The sequence below is a fragment of the Aerococcus mictus genome (assembly GCF_003286595.3).
GTDB lineage: Bacteria > Bacillota > Bacilli > Lactobacillales > Aerococcaceae > Aerococcus > Aerococcus mictus.
The window spans coordinates 1,005,676-1,022,375 of record NZ_CP132985.1; the positions used below are offsets into that span (position 1 = coordinate 1,005,676).

The 16,700-nt window shown below is 39.8% G+C and carries 13 protein-coding genes and 1 tRNA gene; 13 read left to right on the forward strand and 1 reads right to left on the reverse strand.

The window, feature by feature from the left end:
- Nucleotides 1-37 precede the first annotated feature (37 nt).
- From DBT49_RS04725 to glgA, 3 genes are read left to right on the forward strand one after another with little or no spacing between them, the layout of a single operon-like run.
- On the forward strand, nucleotides 38-1,177 hold the full coding sequence (locus DBT49_RS04725; RefSeq protein WP_070560317.1) for a glucose-1-phosphate adenylyltransferase: 1,140 nt from the start codon (nucleotides 38-40) through the stop codon (nucleotides 1,175-1,177).
- Nucleotides 1,164-2,318 carry a glucose-1-phosphate adenylyltransferase subunit GlgD gene (glgD, locus tag DBT49_RS04730; protein WP_070560315.1) on the forward strand — a complete coding sequence of 385 codons (1,155 nt, stop codon included), beginning with the start codon at nucleotides 1,164-1,166 and terminating at the stop codon, nucleotides 2,316-2,318. The genes DBT49_RS04725 and glgD overlap by 14 nt, the downstream gene beginning before the upstream one ends.
- 43 nt (nucleotides 2,319-2,361) lie before the next feature.
- Nucleotides 2,362-3,804, forward strand: coding sequence for a glycogen synthase GlgA (gene glgA, locus DBT49_RS04735; protein WP_070560312.1), 1,443 nt, complete (start codon nucleotides 2,362-2,364; stop codon nucleotides 3,802-3,804).
- Between the two features lie 62 nt (nucleotides 3,805-3,866).
- On the opposite strand, the gene DBT49_RS04740 is transcribed toward glgA, so the two are convergent.
- Nucleotides 3,867-4,178, reverse strand: a complete 312-nt coding sequence (locus DBT49_RS04740; protein ID WP_070560310.1) for a hypothetical protein — start codon at nucleotides 4,176-4,178, stop codon at nucleotides 3,867-3,869.
- 107 nt (nucleotides 4,179-4,285) lie between these two features.
- On the opposite strand from DBT49_RS04740, the gene DBT49_RS04745 reads away from it, so the two are divergent.
- The 10 genes from DBT49_RS04745 to DBT49_RS04790 all read left to right on the forward strand — a co-directional run bounded on the left by DBT49_RS04745 (nucleotide 4,286) and on the right by DBT49_RS04790 (nucleotide 16,661).
- Nucleotides 4,286-4,819 (forward strand): GDSL-type esterase/lipase family protein, encoded by a 534-nt coding sequence (locus DBT49_RS04745; protein WP_070560308.1) that lies wholly within the window; start codon nucleotides 4,286-4,288, stop codon nucleotides 4,817-4,819.
- Nucleotides 4,816-5,526 (forward strand): tRNA (adenine(22)-N(1))-methyltransferase, encoded by a 711-nt coding sequence (locus DBT49_RS04750; RefSeq protein WP_070560306.1) that lies wholly within the window; start codon nucleotides 4,816-4,818, stop codon nucleotides 5,524-5,526. Before DBT49_RS04745 ends, DBT49_RS04750 begins: the two co-directional genes overlap by 4 nt.
- Nucleotides 5,516-6,640 (forward strand): Nif3-like dinuclear metal center hexameric protein, encoded by a 1,125-nt coding sequence (locus tag DBT49_RS04755; protein ID WP_111818470.1) that lies wholly within the window; start codon nucleotides 5,516-5,518, stop codon nucleotides 6,638-6,640. Before DBT49_RS04750 ends, DBT49_RS04755 begins: the two co-directional genes overlap by 11 nt.
- A gap of 23 nt (nucleotides 6,641-6,663) precedes the next feature.
- Nucleotides 6,664-10,272 (forward strand): PD-(D/E)XK nuclease family protein, encoded by a 3,609-nt coding sequence (locus DBT49_RS04760; RefSeq protein WP_070560302.1) that lies wholly within the window; start codon nucleotides 6,664-6,666, stop codon nucleotides 10,270-10,272.
- A gap of 2 nt (nucleotides 10,273-10,274) precedes the next feature.
- Nucleotides 10,275-14,123 carry a helicase-exonuclease AddAB subunit AddA gene (gene addA / locus DBT49_RS04765; protein WP_168163210.1) on the forward strand — a complete coding sequence of 1,283 codons (3,849 nt, stop codon included), beginning with the start codon at nucleotides 10,275-10,277 and terminating at the stop codon, nucleotides 14,121-14,123.
- 74 nt (nucleotides 14,124-14,197) lie between these two features.
- Nucleotides 14,198-14,268, forward strand: a tRNA-Gly gene (locus DBT49_RS04770).
- Between the two features lie 67 nt (nucleotides 14,269-14,335).
- Nucleotides 14,336-14,926 carry a ribonuclease H1 domain-containing protein gene (locus DBT49_RS04775; RefSeq protein ID WP_070560298.1) on the forward strand — a complete coding sequence of 197 codons (591 nt, stop codon included), beginning with the start codon at nucleotides 14,336-14,338 and terminating at the stop codon, nucleotides 14,924-14,926.
- A gap of 22 nt (nucleotides 14,927-14,948) precedes the next feature.
- Nucleotides 14,949-15,398, forward strand: a complete 450-nt coding sequence (lspA, locus tag DBT49_RS04780; RefSeq protein ID WP_070560296.1) for a signal peptidase II — start codon at nucleotides 14,949-14,951, stop codon at nucleotides 15,396-15,398.
- A 4-nt stretch (nucleotides 15,399-15,402) separates the two neighbouring features.
- Nucleotides 15,403-16,350: an RluA family pseudouridine synthase gene (locus DBT49_RS04785; protein WP_101560461.1), complete on the forward strand. Its 948-nt coding sequence runs from the start codon at nucleotides 15,403-15,405 to the stop codon at nucleotides 16,348-16,350.
- Between the two features lie 92 nt (nucleotides 16,351-16,442).
- Nucleotides 16,443-16,661, forward strand: a complete 219-nt coding sequence (locus DBT49_RS04790; RefSeq protein WP_013669734.1) for a YneF family protein — start codon at nucleotides 16,443-16,445, stop codon at nucleotides 16,659-16,661.
- Nucleotides 16,662-16,700 lie beyond the last annotated feature (39 nt).

The following is a 16,700-nucleotide window of genomic DNA, read 5'->3' on the forward strand; positions in this document are numbered from 1 at the left end:
ATTTCAGAGAGGAGGGACGAGAGTAATCTCGTAATCTATGAAAAGTGAAATGTTAGCTATGATTCTAGCTGGTGGTAAAGGGACTCGTTTAGGTAAACTCACTCAAGATATCGCTAAACCTGCTGTCCCTTTTGGGGGAAAATACCGTATCATTGATTTTCCCTTAAGTAATTGTGCGAATTCAGGTATTACGACAGTAGGAGTGATGACTCAGTATGAACCACTAGTTTTAAATGACCATATTGGGAATGGAGCGCCTTGGGGGCTGGATGTTAGTGATGGCGGGGCAGCCGTTTTACAACCTTACTCAAGTAGTGAAGGAGAAAAATGGTTTAAAGGAACAGCCAATGCGATTTATCAAAATGTTGCCTTCGTCGATTCACATCAACCTAAATATGTCCTTATCCTGTCTGGTGACCATATTTATAAAATGAATTATGAAGCCATGCTTCAAGAGCACATAAAGAACGAAGCTGATTGTACGGTAGGAGTCATCCCCGTTCCAATGGAAGAAGCTTCCCGTTTTGGCATTATGAATACGGATGAGGCCGGCCGTATTGTTGAATTTGAAGAGAAACCGGCTGAGCCTAAGAGTAATTTAGCTTCCATGGGGATTTATATTTTTAATTGGGACTTATTACGCCAATATTTGGTAAATGACCCTGAGGAAATGGAAGACTTTGGCCATGATGTTATTCCTGCTTATCTTGAAAACCAAGAAAGACTTTACGCCTATTCCTTCCATGGTTACTGGAAGGATGTTGGAACCATCGATAGTCTTTGGGAAGCTAATATGGAATTCTTAGAGCCTAACCATCCGCTGAATATTCGTGAAGATACCTGGCCCATCTTTTCGAAAGTTGCGGTTGCCCCTCCACAATTCATGTCAGAAGAAAGCCATGTCGAAGATTCAATGATTTGTGATGGAACGATTAATCGTGGAAGCATTATAAATTCAGTTATCTCGCAAAATGTCACAATTGGCAAGGGAAGTCTGATTGAAAATAGTGTGATTATGTCAGGAGCAAAAATTGGCCAGAATGCAGAAATTAAGTATGCGATTCTGGGTGAAAATGCTGAAGTGATGGATAATACACGCTTTGTTGGTGAAATACATGATATTCAGGTGGCTGGATATGAAGAAATAATAGGGGGTAGTGAGCATGGTTCAAAATAAAGTTTGCGCAATATTAAACTTAACTGAAAATGATAACGATCTTTACCCATTGACTAAGCAACGCCCTATTGCCATGTTACCTTTTGCTTGCCGTTACCGCTTATTAGACTTTGCTCTATCTAGTATCACTTACGCTAATATGCGTTCGGCAGCCCTCTTTATCGGCCGGTCAGGTCGCTCTGTCTATGACCATATCCGTAGCGGCAAACCTTGGGACTTGGATACTTATCGGGGTGGCATATTTACTTTCTCACAAATGGAGCATAAACAAGCGCTTTATGAAGCAGCTAGTCGCCGTGGCGATTTTTATGATGACCATGAGACATTTATTAATCGCTCGCATGCGGATTATGTTTATGTTGCCGGATCGCGTGTCTTAGCTAATGTGGTTATTAATGATTTAATTGAAGCCCTAGAAGATTCTGACGCTGATATTGCCCGCCTATATACCCGTGTTCCTCGCCAAATGATAGAATATCATCCCAATGAGCGGTTGGTTAGCTTGGATGAAGCAGGCTATATTAATGAATTACAAGTTGAGGGGGTTACCCCAATTGAAAGTGATACCGTCCTATATGATATGAACATGTCCATCGTACCAACTAAAATCATGTTAGAAATTATCGAAAAGGCAGAAAGCCAAGACATCAATCAAAACCTTGATGATATTTTGATCCAATTCCTTCCAGATTATAAGACGGTGGGCGTTGAACATCATGGCTATATTGCTAATATCGATTCGATCAATGCTTACTACCAAGCAAGTATGGATATGTTAGAGGCAGAAGCTTATACCGAACTCTTTCAAAATAAACAGAGTATCTATACCAAGGGACACAATGGGGTTCCAACATTTTACGCTAAAGGAGCTGACGTTAAGCATTCCCAATTAGCTACGGGCTGTGAAATTTTTGGGACGGTATTCCATTCCCAACTATTTCGTAAGGTCGTGGTGGAGGCTGAAGCTGAAGTTAGTCACTCTATTATCCTGCAAGGCTGTAAAATTGGTAAAGGAGCTAAGGTTTCCTATGCCATTTTAGATAAGAATGTGACCGTTGAACCAGGAGCAGTTATTGAAGGAAAACCTGACGATTTAATTGTTATTGGTAAGCATGAAGTTATCAAGAGATCTGACTTCTAAGCTTTTTTGTCAGGTGATTGGAAGACTTAGAAAAGAGGACATGATGAAGGTTTTATTTGTTTCTGCAGAAGCAGCTCCTTTTTTTAAATCAGGGGGGCTGGGCGATGTTTCCTATGCCCTACCTAAGGAATTACAGCGCCAGGGGGTAGATATTCGTGTCGTCCTCCCTTACTACACGCTCATGCCAAAAAAATATAAAGAAGATGTCACCGATTTAATGCACTTTACTGTCGACATGGGTAAGAAGAGAGCCTATGTTGGTATTAAATATTTACAATTAGAAGGGCTAAGCTATTATTTTGTCGATAATTTAGATTATTTTGATCGCGATTCCCTCTATGGTTATGGTGATGATGAAGAACGTTTTGCCTTTTTCTCCCTAGCAGTTATTGAAATGATGGAGAAAATTGATTTCATTCCTAACGTCATTCATGTCAATGACTGGCAAAGCGCCATGATTCCAGCCCTCTTAGTTGATCGCTATCATTGGGTAGAAGCCTATAAGAATATTCGCAAGGTATTAACCATTCATAACTTGCGCTTTCAAGGTTGGACGGACCGAGAAAATTTAAAAAATTATTTCAATACTACTGATAGCCTCTTCCATGATAAGGGTGTGCGACAAAATAACCGGGTCAATTATCTAAAGGGAGGGATCAACTTTAGTGATATTATCACTACTGTGAGCCCTAGCTATGCTCGGGAGATCCAAACGCCTGAATTTGGGGAAGCTTTAGATGGAACGCTTCGAGCTAATGCTTTTAAAATTCGCGGGATAATCAATGGCATTGATTATGATTTGAATAATCCGCAAACAGACCCTGCCTTAGCCAAAAACTATAGCATGGATACAGTGCGTGATGGGAAGGCAGCCAATAAGGCCTTCTTACAGGAACGGGTGGGCTTAGCAGTTGATCCTGACCGGCCCCTTCTTGCCGTGGTGAGCCGTTTAACTGATCAAAAGGGCATGCAATTACTAGAAGCTAAGGCTGAAGAACTGTTGCATACCACTTCAGCCCAATTCCTCATTTTAGGGACAGGTGACCAGCGCTTCGAGCATTCTTTCCGTTACTTTGAAGACCAATATAAGGGCCGCTTTTGTGCCTATATTGCTTTTGATACTCAATTAGCTCAGCAAATTTACGCCGGGAGCGACCTCTTCCTGATGCCGAGTGCCTTTGAACCTTGTGGGCTTTCGCAAATGATTTCAATGCGTTATGGCACTTTACCCCTGGTTCATGAAACAGGGGGCTTGAAGGATACGGTTATTCCTTATAATCAGTTTACCGGAGAAGGCAATGGCTTTAGTTTTAAACGTTTTGATGCGGGGGATTTTTCCAACATGGTCCACTATGCACTCGGCGTTTATTACAACCAAGCAGAAGCCTGGCATTATCTGATTCAACAGGCCATGACTCGTGATTTCCGCTGGGAAAAACCAGCTAAGGATTATTTAACGATTTATCAGCAACTCCTTAATGAATAATGAGAAAAGCATACAAAACAAAAAGGCCAAATTCAAGATGATCACTCGAATTGGCCTTTTTATTATCTATGATTAAGGAGTTCTTGCCAGCTATCAAAATCACTATGTTGACGGACGAATTGGTTCATCAAATAGGAATCTCCCTCGTTTAATTGATCAGCGGCTTGTAGAGGAAGTGGTGCCTGCAATGAAAACTCTTCAAAGCTATCAAAAGAGGTATACTTTCTAATAAAATCTTGGCTCAAATAAATACTTGCTTTCTCCTCAGCTTGGTCTTCGGTTTGATCTTCCTGACGCGGGTTAGCTGGTTGGATTAAACGGTCAAATAAGTCGTCGATACTTTCCATTTCTTCTTTTTTAAAGCGAAATCCCATTGTATTCCTTACCTCCTTAAGAATAAAGTAATTTTTAGATCATTATCATTATACGCAAAGTTTGCTAAGATAAATAGAGAAATTATGATGAAAGGTTGATAAAGCAAATGGCTGGACTCTTATTTTATGGACACTCGGTTTTAGCGAAATTTCCCTTCGCCCAGATTGGAAATGTAAAAATTGATAACCGGGCCGTGAGCGGCAGCATTGCCGAAGAAGGTTACGATATGCTAATCAAAAATAATAATTTAAGTGAAGAGTATGATACCATTTTATTAATGTACGGGATTAATGAATTATGGCAGGGTTTAGGCATCGAGAATCCGACCTACTGGATTGAAAAGAATATCGAATATTTTAACCAGCATTATCCTGAGTCTCAGCTGATCTTATCCCTAGTGATGCGAAATCTTAGTGAAAATCCCTCAGTCTCCAATGTGCTCATTGATCGTTTGAATAATAAGTTAAGTCAATTTGATAAAAAATATTCATTAACGTATTGGGATTGGCAAGGATTTTACGACGCAAATAATTATTGCCGACCTGAGCTAACCATCGAGGGGGTCCACCTGACTCAAGCTGGCTACCAGTTGTTGGCAGAAGGCATCGATAAAATCATTAGAAGAGGAGCTAAGCAATGACCAAAACACTCTCCAAACGACTTAAGGGAATCGCAAATTACGTTGAAAAGGGAAGTTATATAGCAGATATTGGTTCAGACCACGCTCATATTCCGATTTATTTATTAGACCAAGGACTGATTAAGGGGGCTATTTGTAGTGAAGTCGCTCAAGGACCTTATGAGCGGATGTGTCAAGCCGTACTTGATAATCACTATGGCGACTTAGTATCTTGCCGCTTGGGCAATGGTTTAGCCACCTTAACAAAAGAAGACCCAGTCGATACGGTTATAATTGCAGGTATGGGGGGAAAGCTCATTCATGAAATTTTGCTCGCTGGTGAGGATATTTTGTCGCAATTAGACTATCCCAAGTTAATTTTACAGGCAAATATTGATGAATACCTCTTGCGCCAATGGTTATTGGATAAAGGCTACCAAATTGTAGGGGAAGAGATTTTAGAAGACGCAGGAAAAATTTATGAAATTATTGCTGCCGAATATGTCGGAAAGGTCCCTGCTCTCAGTGACAGCCAACTTTATCTAGGTATTTATACCAAGAATAGTAATCCAGCTATTTTTAGGAAAAAGTGGACCCGGCGCCAACACAAGGTAGAGAGCATCCTTCAACAAATGAATGGGGAAGCGCTTAGCCAACGACGTCAGCAATTTAGTCAACAGTTAGCAATGATCAAACAAGCCTTGGAGGGTGATAGTGATGACCAATAAAGTAACCGTCAGCGACCTTGTCCAGTATTTTGAAAACCGTTTTCCTACTGCCTATGCGCTTGAAGGCGATCCTATTGGCTTACATTTTGGTTCTTTAGATCAAGAGGTCAAGCGGGTTTTAGTGACTTTAGATGTCCGTCCGGAGGTGGTTGAGGAGGCCATAGAGAAACAAGTTGACTTTATTTTTTCCCACCATCCGGTAATATTTAGACCAGCAAAGCGCCTCAGCGAGGATGATCCCCAACAAGCCATGTATGCCAAGCTGATTAGGCACCAAATTGCCGTCTACAGTGCTCATACTAATCTTGATAGTAGTCAGCCTGGAATGAATGATTGGTTGGCTGAACGTTATGGGATAGAAAATGCCGAGGTTTTTGCTGCTCATTACCATGAAAAAAATTACCGCCTGGTCACTTTTTTACCCAAGGAGAGTTTGCCTGCCTTCAAAGAGGCGCTTAGTGCCTATCCTCTTTCTGTTATTGGAAATTACCAGCATTGTTTCTTTCAATGGACTGGTCAAGGAAGTTTTATTCCTGTAGAAGGGGCGCAACCAAAAATTGGTGAAGTAGATCAAGAAACTGAGCTTGAGGAAATTGCCCTGTCCCTAACTGTCAAGGAAGGGGAAAAGGAGAAAGTTTGTGACTTGGTAAAAAAATACCATCCTTATGAAGAACCGGTCGTTGAAATCTATGAGAAGAATAATGATTATCAAAGTATTGGTATGGGTAGAATTGGGGAATTAAAAGCGAAAATTTCCTTTAAAGATTATGTGGAAAAAATTAAGGATCTTTCTCACTTAGAAGGAATTCGCTTTGTGACTAAGGATGACAAGGCTCTCATTCACCGGGTAGCCGTATTAGGTGGGGCAGGTTCGTCCTATTATCAAGCAGCCAAGGCAGCCGGGGCTGATGTTTTTATTACGGCTGACGCGGATTACCATACTGCCCATGATATCTATGAAAGTGGCCTGAGTCTAATTGACCCCGGTCACCATATGGAAGCTATTTGTATTCCCTATGTCCTAGACGAGTTGACCCAGTGGAGCCAAACCAATCATTTGGGGTTGGCTGTCTTCCCTTCAGAGGTCAACACTGATCCTTTTCATTTCTTGTAGGAGTCTATTAAAGGAAGGTTAGCATGCGTTTACAAATCACACGTATTTTAGAAACTAAGGATAATCGTGAGGGCACATTGAGAGATATGGCAAGCTTCTTAGCGGCTGATCAAAATCACCGGGTCTTTTATTTAGTTCCCGAACATATGAAGTTTGATATGGAGAAAATTATTCTTGATAATATCCAAACTTATAAAAGTAAGCCTGCTAGTGGTGATGGGGTTGCCATGATGCGCTTACAGGTCTTTTCTTTTAAACGATTGGCCTGGTATTTTTTAGAACAAAACCAAGAGCCCATTCAATCAGGACTAGATGATATTGGCCTAATGATGCTGATCAAGCAAATCTTAAATGACTTGCAGGAAGATTTACTTATCTTTCGCCGCGAAAGTAGCTATATTGGGTTTCAAGAACAATTAACCCAATTGTTTAAGGAATTTGACCAGGGAAATATCAGTAGTCAACGTTTAATTGAAATCTACCATACAGTAGAGGCAGAGGTGGACGGCCAAGATCCCCTATTAGATAATCAATTAGATAAATTAAGAGAACTTATTCTTATCTATCAAAGCTTTGAAAACAAGTTAGCCGATCAAATTCTTACCGAACAAGCTCTCTACAAACAATTAAAGCATTACCTGGCGACAACCGATTTATCTCAGGTTAGAGTGGTCGTTGATGGTTTCTACCGTTTTACTGCTAATGAATTTGATATCCTTGGCGACTTATTGGCGGCTTGTGACCAAGTAGAAGTAATATTAACCCTGGATAGTAAAAAGGCAATGAAGGCTGAATTTCAAGGGCAAGATTTATTTAGTTTGAGTCGGCAAAGCTATAATAACTTAGTCCAATTAGCCAAAGCTATCGATTGTCCCCTGATGCTTGATCGTGTGGGTAAGATTAATGAACAGTTTGATCCAGGCTTTTACTTACTTGACCAGACCCTAGTGAAAGACTGGTCGAATGACAAGGCAGCCTACGCTACTATTTCCAAAGAAGAGCAAGACCAAGTAAAAAATCTGCTCCAAGTGTGGTCCTGCCAAACCCCCTATATTGAAGCAGAACAAGTGGCTAACCAAATTTATCATTTAGTCAGTTGTCAAGCCTATCGTTATCAGGATATTCAAATTTTGACTAGGGACTTTGATCAAGTAAGAGAACAGCTTTTGCCTTATTTAAAGATGAATAATATTCCCTATTTCCTTGACGATAGTGAATCCATGGCAGACCATCCCTTATTTTTATTTATTGATGCGCTTATTCGCATTTACCGTTATGATTGGCGCTATGAGGATATCTTTAATCTGTTACGAACTGAACTGTTATTGCCCTTGCATGATTCTGAGGATCCCTGGTCTGAAGTCGAAAGTTTCCGTCGAGAAGTCGATCTCACAGAAAACGTGGTGCTACAAAATGGCTATGAGGGTAAACAATGGTGGCAAAAAGGGGTCACTTGGTCATATTTAAGGGTGGATGATTACGGGCAAGTGGTTGCTAGTGAATCAGATCAAAAAACTCAGGAAATTGCTAATCAAGTCAAAGCCTTTCTTGCTGAAGCCTTAGATGGCCTTTTTACAGCTTTTGACCAAGCAAGCAATAATCATGAAGCTTTGCTGGCCCTCTATCAATTTTTAGTCCACTATCAGATTCCTGAACAATTAATGCTTTGGGCCCAAAATAATGCCCTTAATAACCGCTTAGATGAGGGACGGCACCATGAACAAGCTTGGCAAGCCTTTATCAAAGTGCTTGATCAATATGATCGTTTATTTAAGGATCAAAGCTTTAAAATTCAAGATTTTCAAGAAGTTTTGGCCAGTGCCTTTAACCAGACAAAATATAATATGGTTCCCCCAACCTTAGATTCAGTAACAATTCGAGGAATTGACAGTCAACGTTCAGAACATAAAAAGGTAACCTTTGTTATGGCTTTGACCAAGTCTAATTTACCTAAGGCCTATCAAAACCATAGCCTACTGACGGATGAAGATCGTGAGGTTCTAAATCACTATTTTAACGTCAATGAAGGCTTGAATCTAAGTAGCCAAGTCAAGACAAATAACGAAAAATTTATTACCTATAAACTCTTTTTATCTGCTAGCGAGCGCTTATATTTGTCTTTTCCCTATAATCAACTAGGGGATAAAACGATAGATATTTCTCCCTATTTAGCTTACTTAATTGAGCGCTTTGACCTCGAAGTTTGGGATAAAAAATCACTAGCCTTGCCAATGTCTGAGAAAGACTCTCTAGTCTTTGGAAATTGGCGTAGTCAATTACATTACTTGATCCAAGTTTATCAAGGCAATAAAAGTCAGCACTTGGCGGTTTCAGACCGATGGGAAGCACTTAAAGAAGCTTTGAGCCAAGAGACTAAGAGTCGGGATTATAGCCTCAGAGTACTCCAGGGACTAAACCACCAAAATAAAGTGGTCAATTTAAGTTCAGAGGAAGCAAAGGCCCTATATGGATCTCAACTGGCGGTATCCGTCTCAAGCTTAGAATTGTATAATAAGGATCCTTTTTCTTACTTTTTACAGTACGGTTTAAAGTTAAGAGAGCGACCCATCTTTAAAATTGATGAGCGCCTGACAGGAAGTTATTTCCACCGGGTACTGCAAGAATATTATGACCTAAAGAAACAGTCGGATGATTCATTTGATGAATTATTTAGCCAGGCGCTTAATACTACTTTAAAGGATCCAGCCTATGATATTTTTTCTGCCAACCAGTTTTATAATTACCAATTAGAACAATTAAACTTTAACCTTAATCGTTTTATCAAACAATTTGATATAAAAATGAATAAGACCAAGTGGTATAACCATGCCAATGAAGCAAGTTTTGGGATGAAGGCGGATCAATCCTATTCCTTTAATCTTTCTGACCAGACTAGGGTTCACCTGCGGGGAATTATTGACCGCATTGATACTTTTAATTGGCAGTTTAAGGGGCAAGATTACTTAGTTAGTCAAATCACTGATTATAAATCAGGATCAAGAGCTATCAGTCTTGGAGATATTTTCCAAGGGACTAATATCCAGTTATATACATATTTATTAGTCTGTTTGGAAAAATTTCAAGCCCAAAATCCCGATAAAAAGATTATTCCATTTGGAGCCTTTTACCAAAAGATGAGTGCTCCTTTGAAAAAGATTGAAAATCAAAGCGAATATGCTGAGATGATGGAAAAAAATGCTAGCGGTACGGTTGATTTAAGTCAGGAATTAAAAAGTAATGAATATTTTCTAGCTAGCCAGCAACTACTCGAGGACATTATGGAAGAGGGCTATGATGGGGAAGACTTGTATGCTTATGGACTGAAAAAAGACGGCGATTTTGATAAGAATAGGTCGCGGAAAATACTGACCTTAAAAGAATTCCAAGCCTTATTAGACTATATAAAAGAAGTTATCTATAACAGTTCAGAAAATATCATGAGTGGTGATATTCAATTACGGCCCCTGGAAGATGAAAAATATCTTCCCTCGACGACAGCCTATAAAAGTATTGCTCAGTTTGACTTAACCGAGCCAGGCAAACACTATCGTGACCGATTAAAGCTCTCTAAGGAAGCCTTTTTCCAAATGATCGCAAATAAATTAAATGAGACAAGTGAGGAGGAAGAATAAGGGTGGAAATACCAATTAAACCGAAAAATGCAACTTATACGGACCAACAATGGTCTGCTATTCATTTAAACCAGCATAATTTATTACTTTCAGCCTCAGCTGGCTCAGGAAAAACCCGGGTATTGGTTGAGAGAATTATTAATCAAGTGAAAAGTGGGCGTAAGCTATCCGAACTCTTAGTGGTTACTTTTACAGAATTAGCGGCTAAGGAAATGAAAGAACGGATTGAAAAAAGCCTAAAAGATGAAATTAATCGTGAGCTAGATAGTCAAAAAAGATTCCATCTCCAAAGGGAAGTTCAAGCCCTGCCTCAAGCGAATATCTCGACCATTGATGCCTTTTGTCGGCAAGTGATTAATCGCTACTATTATCTAATTTATCTGGACCCCAAATTTCGCCTAGTGACCGATGAGACAGAATGGTTACTCTTTTATGAGAAAGTTTGGAAAAAATTAAAAGAAGACCTTTTAGATAGCGAAAGTGATATATATAGCCAATACCATGATGATTTTATTATTCTCAGCAACAATTATTCAGATGGCCGGCAAGCTAGTGATGATAAACTCAGCCAGTTAATTTTTGCTTTGTATAATAAGGCACGGTCTCACGCCAAACCCAAAGAGTGGCTCCAAGAAGCCTTAAAATATTATCAAGCTGACAAAACATACTCCCAAAGTAATTTTTACCGTCAGGAGCTGGTCCCTTATTTATCCCAGCTACTAGAAAATCGCTATATCAAAGCCTTTACTGCCTATGAAGAAAGCATTCCCAGTCAAGGCCTAGAAGGAGATGAAAGAGGCGAAGGCATTCAGGAATTAATTGCCGGCATCCAAGAGCAAAAGCAGTTTTTTATTCATTTAAAAGACCTCCTAGAAAACAAGGACTATCAAGCAGCCTATGAGTATTTTAATGACCGCCCCAAATTTGCCTTCATTAACTACAAAGTTAAGGCCAAGTCTCCAGCTATGGATCAAAAAAAGGCCCTAAGATCTGCTTATAGTCAACTACTAAAAGACTTGCAATTAAATGCTAAAATCAACCAGACTGACCTCTACAAATTTTTAGCCTTTGATGAAGAAACCACAAATAAAATGCTTGAAGAGAGCTATGACTTAGCTTCAGCCATTGTCCGTCTTTGTCAATTATTCATTGATCGCATGCAAGCAAAAATGCTTGAAGAAAAGCAGCTGGATTTTCAAGCCATTGAATTATATACCTATCAAATTCTAAGTTCGACTGATCCTGACAAGAATGAAGCCCTGCTTTATTATCAATCTCGATTTAAGGAGGTCATGGTCGATGAGTATCAAGACGTCAACGGCCTGCAAGAGGCAATTATTCAAGCGGTTAGTCAAGAGTACCGTTCTCATAATCGCTTTATGGTAGGGGATGTGAAGCAAAGCATCTATCGCTTCCGCTATGCTGACCCTAAATTATTTATGGATAAATACCAGCGCTATGCTAACTTTGACGATCAAACGCCGCCTTTTGAGGAGCCTTCTTATCGAATCAATCTAGCGGAAAATTTCCGTAGTCGCCCTGAGATATTAAGCTTTGTCAACTTTGTCTTTTCTCAATTAATGGACGAAAAAATCGGTGGAGTCGATTATCTTTCTGAAGGACAGTTAAGTGTAGGAGCCACTTGGTACCCAGACCTCGAAGGCTATCAAACGGAAGTCTTATTAATGGAAGAAAATGAGGATTACCGTCAAAGCTTAGATAGCAATCAAGAACTGTCTCGAACCGAACTCCAAGCAGAAGTGATTGCCCAAAAAATAACTTCACTCCTGCAAAAGGGCTTTAAAATTTATGATAAGGATGCAATTAGTGAAGATAAGATGCGCCCGCTGCGCTATAGTGATATTGTTATTTTGGGGAGTAATCGTACTTTTTATCAAGATTTAGAAAATATTTTCACTCAATACGATATTCCGATTATGCAAGATAAAAAGCAAAATTATTTTCAACGGACTGAAATTATGACCATGGTAGAGCTGTTGAAGTTAATTGATAATCCTTACCAAGATATTCCCTTGGCAGCTGTATTACGGTCACCAATTATCGGCTTGACTGAACCAGAAATGGCTCAGATACGGATGGTTGAGCGGGAGGGGGGTTATTTTGATGCGGTCCAATCTTATATTGAATCTCACCAAAATGAAAAGGATAATGACCTGCTCGATAAACTCCAACAACTGCTCGATTGGCTCCGGTCCTGGCGCACTTTCACCAAAGAGCACTCGATCGCCCAATTAATTTGGCAAATCTACCAAGATACAGGCTATTTAGACTATGTGAGTGGGATGAATAATGGTTTACAACGTGAAAGTAACTTACACGGCTTATATAAGAGAGCCTATGATTTTGAGAAAAACCAATTCAGGGGCCTTTTTCAGTTTATTCGTTTTATTGAAAAAATGCAGGAACGCGAGAAGGACTTAGAAAGCCCCCAAACCATCGATCTCAATCAAAATGCAGTCCAATTAATGACTGTCCATGCTAGCAAGGGGCTAGAATTTCCGGTTGTTTTTTACTTTAATATGGCTAAAGGCTTTAATGTCGACGATTTAAAGAATGAACTTTTGCTTAATGACCAAATTGGTATTGGGGTTAAGGTTAAAGACCGTTTCAATGGCATCAGCTATAGCAATCCGATTCGTTTGCTGGCTGAACACTTTGAGCGTCTTGAACTTAGTGCCGAGGAACAACGTAAGTTATATGTGGCCTTAACCCGGGCTGAGCAAAAACTTTATCTAGTAGGCGCGACAGAAGACCGAGATAAAACTTTTGATCAATGGATTAAATGGGCCGACTTGAGTCAAAAAAATCAGATCATCGATGAGAGTCTACGCGCTATTTCTAATCAAAGCGATAATATCCAAAAATGGATCGGAACTGCAATTGCCCGCCATCCGGATTTTAGAAATAAAAGTCATTATGACCAGGCGCCTCAATCCAGCTATCAAAGCGTGACTACGGATTTTCATATCCAGGTGATCAATGAGGAAGAACTCTTAAGTCGGACAGCCTTTCAAAATATTCAACTTGCGCCTGAAAAGGCAAGCGTTAAGACGGAGAATCTTCAAACAGACATCATATCATCGCCCTTGGATTATGACTATCCCTATCAGGCAGCTAGTCAGACGAGTAGTTATCAGTCAGTGTCGGAATTAAAGCGGCTGTTTGAGGAACCAGAAGATGGCCGTCAAATGCAGTGGCGCTATTCAAATAGTCAGAGCGAGGCAGTGCAAGGTCTGCGATTTACTCCGAGTCACTATCCCGCCCCAGAATTTATTCAGAGTCAAACCACGCATAGTCCCAGTGAGCATGGCTCAGCCATTCATTTACTCCTACAAGCGATTGACTTAAAGGCCATGCCAAGTTTCGATTCACTAGCTGCAAGCTATAAGGACTTAGTTGATAAGGGACTACTCGAAGAAAGCAGTTTAAGTGAAGCGGATCTACAGCAGCTATTAGCTTTCTTTGAAACGACTATGGGTAAAAGAATTATTCACCCTAAGAGCCAAGTTTACCGGGAACAGCCTTTTTCCTATTTACTGCCTTATCGCCAACTAAAGTCCTCTACTGGGCTAGCCCCCAATGATAAGGTCCTCATTCACGGAATTATTGATGGATTTCTCATCGATGAAAATGACCAGGTATGGCTGTTTGACTATAAAACCGACCATATTGGCTATTTACCCGCTAAAGAGCAAAGGCAAGTCCTGTTGAAACGCTATCGGGTCCAAATGTCACTTTATAAGGAAGCCTTAACTTCAATTTTAGAACGACCGGTGGATTATGCGGTCTTGATAGCCCTTGATTCTTTAGAGACTTTCCCGGTGGAATAAAAATTAAATAAATCTTGCTTTAGAGGGGATAAACATGCTATAATAACTTTTGTTGAAAAGAGCATGTTTGTTCTGCGGGTGTAGTTTAGTGGTAAAACTGCAGCTTCCCAAGCTGTCGTCGCGAGTTCGATTCTCGTCACCCGCTTTATATTGACTATTAAAGTGAGACTAGCTTGTCTCACTTTTTATTTGTATTTAAAAGGAGAGATAATGTGAAATACTATGCGGTAAAAAAAGGGCGGAAAACTGGAATTTTCACTGATTGGCCATCTTGTAAAAAAGCCATCGATAAGTACCCCAATGCCGTCTATAAATCCTTTAGTAGTCAAGCAGAGGCGGAAAACTTTTTAAGTGATCAAGGTAGTCAATCTGTCAAGGTAGATTCCAATGACCAAGTTCTAGCTTATGTTGATGGCAGTTTCATGACTGCCAATAATCGTTATGGCTTTGGTGGCATTCTCATTTACCAAGGCGAAAAATATACCTTCTTTGGCGGTGGCGATGATCCTGAATTAGTCAAAATGCGTAATGTTGCAGGGGAAATGATGGCCAGTATGCGAGCTGTAAAGGCGGCAATTAAATTAGAAGCTAAAGCAGTCCTTATTCATTTTGATTATCAAGGAATTGAAAAATGGGTCAATGGTGATTGGCAAGCCAAAAATGACTTTACTCAGGCATATCGCCAATTCATGTTAGATAAAGAAAAAGAAATTAACATTCAATTTGTTAAGGTCAAGGCCCACTCAAACGATCACTATAATGATATTGCTGATCAGCTTGCTAAGAAGGGTGCACTTAACTAAAATAAGTTAAAGGAGTTCTGTCATGTTTTTTTATCTCTTAAGCGTTATCTTAGTGATTATTGATCAAATGATAAAAGCGTGGACGGTGAATCATATTGTCTTAAATGAAACGATCCCATTTATTCCTAATCTTTTATCCTTACATTATTTACAAAATCGTGGGGCAGCCTGGGGAATGCTTGCTGGTCATATGTGGCTATTTATTCCCATTACTTTACTTGTCAGTGGCCTAATCATTTATTATTACCACCATGATAATGTTCGCCAACCCTTATATGTGGCTAGCTTATCCTTGTTGCTTGCAGGGGCTGTTGGGAATTTTATTGACCGTGTTCGCTTGGGCTATGTTGTGGATATGTTTAAACTAGAGTTTATGGATTTTCCCGTTTTTAATTTCGCGGATACTTGTTTAAGCTTGGGAGTAATTTTCTTTATCATTTATTTATTATTCTTTGAATCAAAAGAGGAGTGATTTCATGCTTGAGAAAAGCTATGAATATCATGATGATCAGAGTCTGCGTTTGGATCGTTATTTGAGTCAGCGTTTAGATAGTTATAGCCGTAGTGAGATCGCCCAATGGATTAAAACGGGTCAAGTGAAAGTGAATAAGCAAGTAGTTAAGCCCAGTTACCGTTTAAACCCTATGGATAAGATCTCCTTAGCGATTGAAGAAGAGGAGAAAATTCCGATAGTGGGAGAGTCGCTTGACCTAGACATCGTTTATGAAGATAAAAACCTGCTAGTGATTAATAAAGCCAAAGGAATGGTTGTTCATCCCTCCAAGGGCCATTTAAGTGGAACCTTGGTCAATGCCCTATTAGCCTATGCCAAAAAAAATCATTTTACATTGAGTGACTTAGGCGATTATTATCGACCAGGAATTGTTCATCGGCTGGATAAAGATACCAGTGGTCTAATGGTAGTCGCAAAATCAGACCAAGCTTATCAAGCTTTGCTGGAAGACTTGGCTAATCATCAAGTGGATAGAAAATACCTTGCCCTGATTTATGGTCATTTACCGGATAAGCAGGGGACGATTGATATTCCCTTGCGCCGTCATCCTAAAGACCGGATGCGCTATGTAGGCGATCCATTAGGTAAAGAAGCAGTGACCCATTTCAAGCAAATCGCTCAAGTGGAAAACTATGCCTTGCTGCGCTTAAACTTGGAAACTGGCCGTACCCACCAGATCAGGGCCCACTTAGCTTACTTGGACCATCCTGTTGTCGATGACCCACTCTATGCTAAAGCTTATCAGCAGCGATTTTTTAGTCAGCAGGGACAGTGTCTCCATGCCTATGAATTATCATTCAATCACCCAATCACCAAAGAAAAACTTCGCTTTCAGGTTAAGCCGCCTAAGAGCTTTATGACTATATTAGATAAGGTCTTACCCAACTATGATTTACACTTGGAGGAGTAAAAGCCTCGGAGCTTATAATTTTCTTAAACTTGGCAAGTCAGATAATTTTTAGTACAATTAAAAAGATGTTTATATAGAGGGGGAAATCATTCATGTCAAATTTCGCTTGGATTATTATTATCATTATTACTTTGATTATCGGTATGATCTTAGGTTTCTTTATTGCTCGTCGTTATATGATGAACTATTTCCAAGATAACCCACCAATTTCAGCTGATATGATTCGGACTATGATGGCACAAATGGGTCAAAAACCTTCTGAAAAACGTGTCCAACAAATTATTAATTCCATGAAAAAAACGAAAAAATAATCTTTAGGAGGTTGGAGGAATTCCAGCCTCTATTTGTTT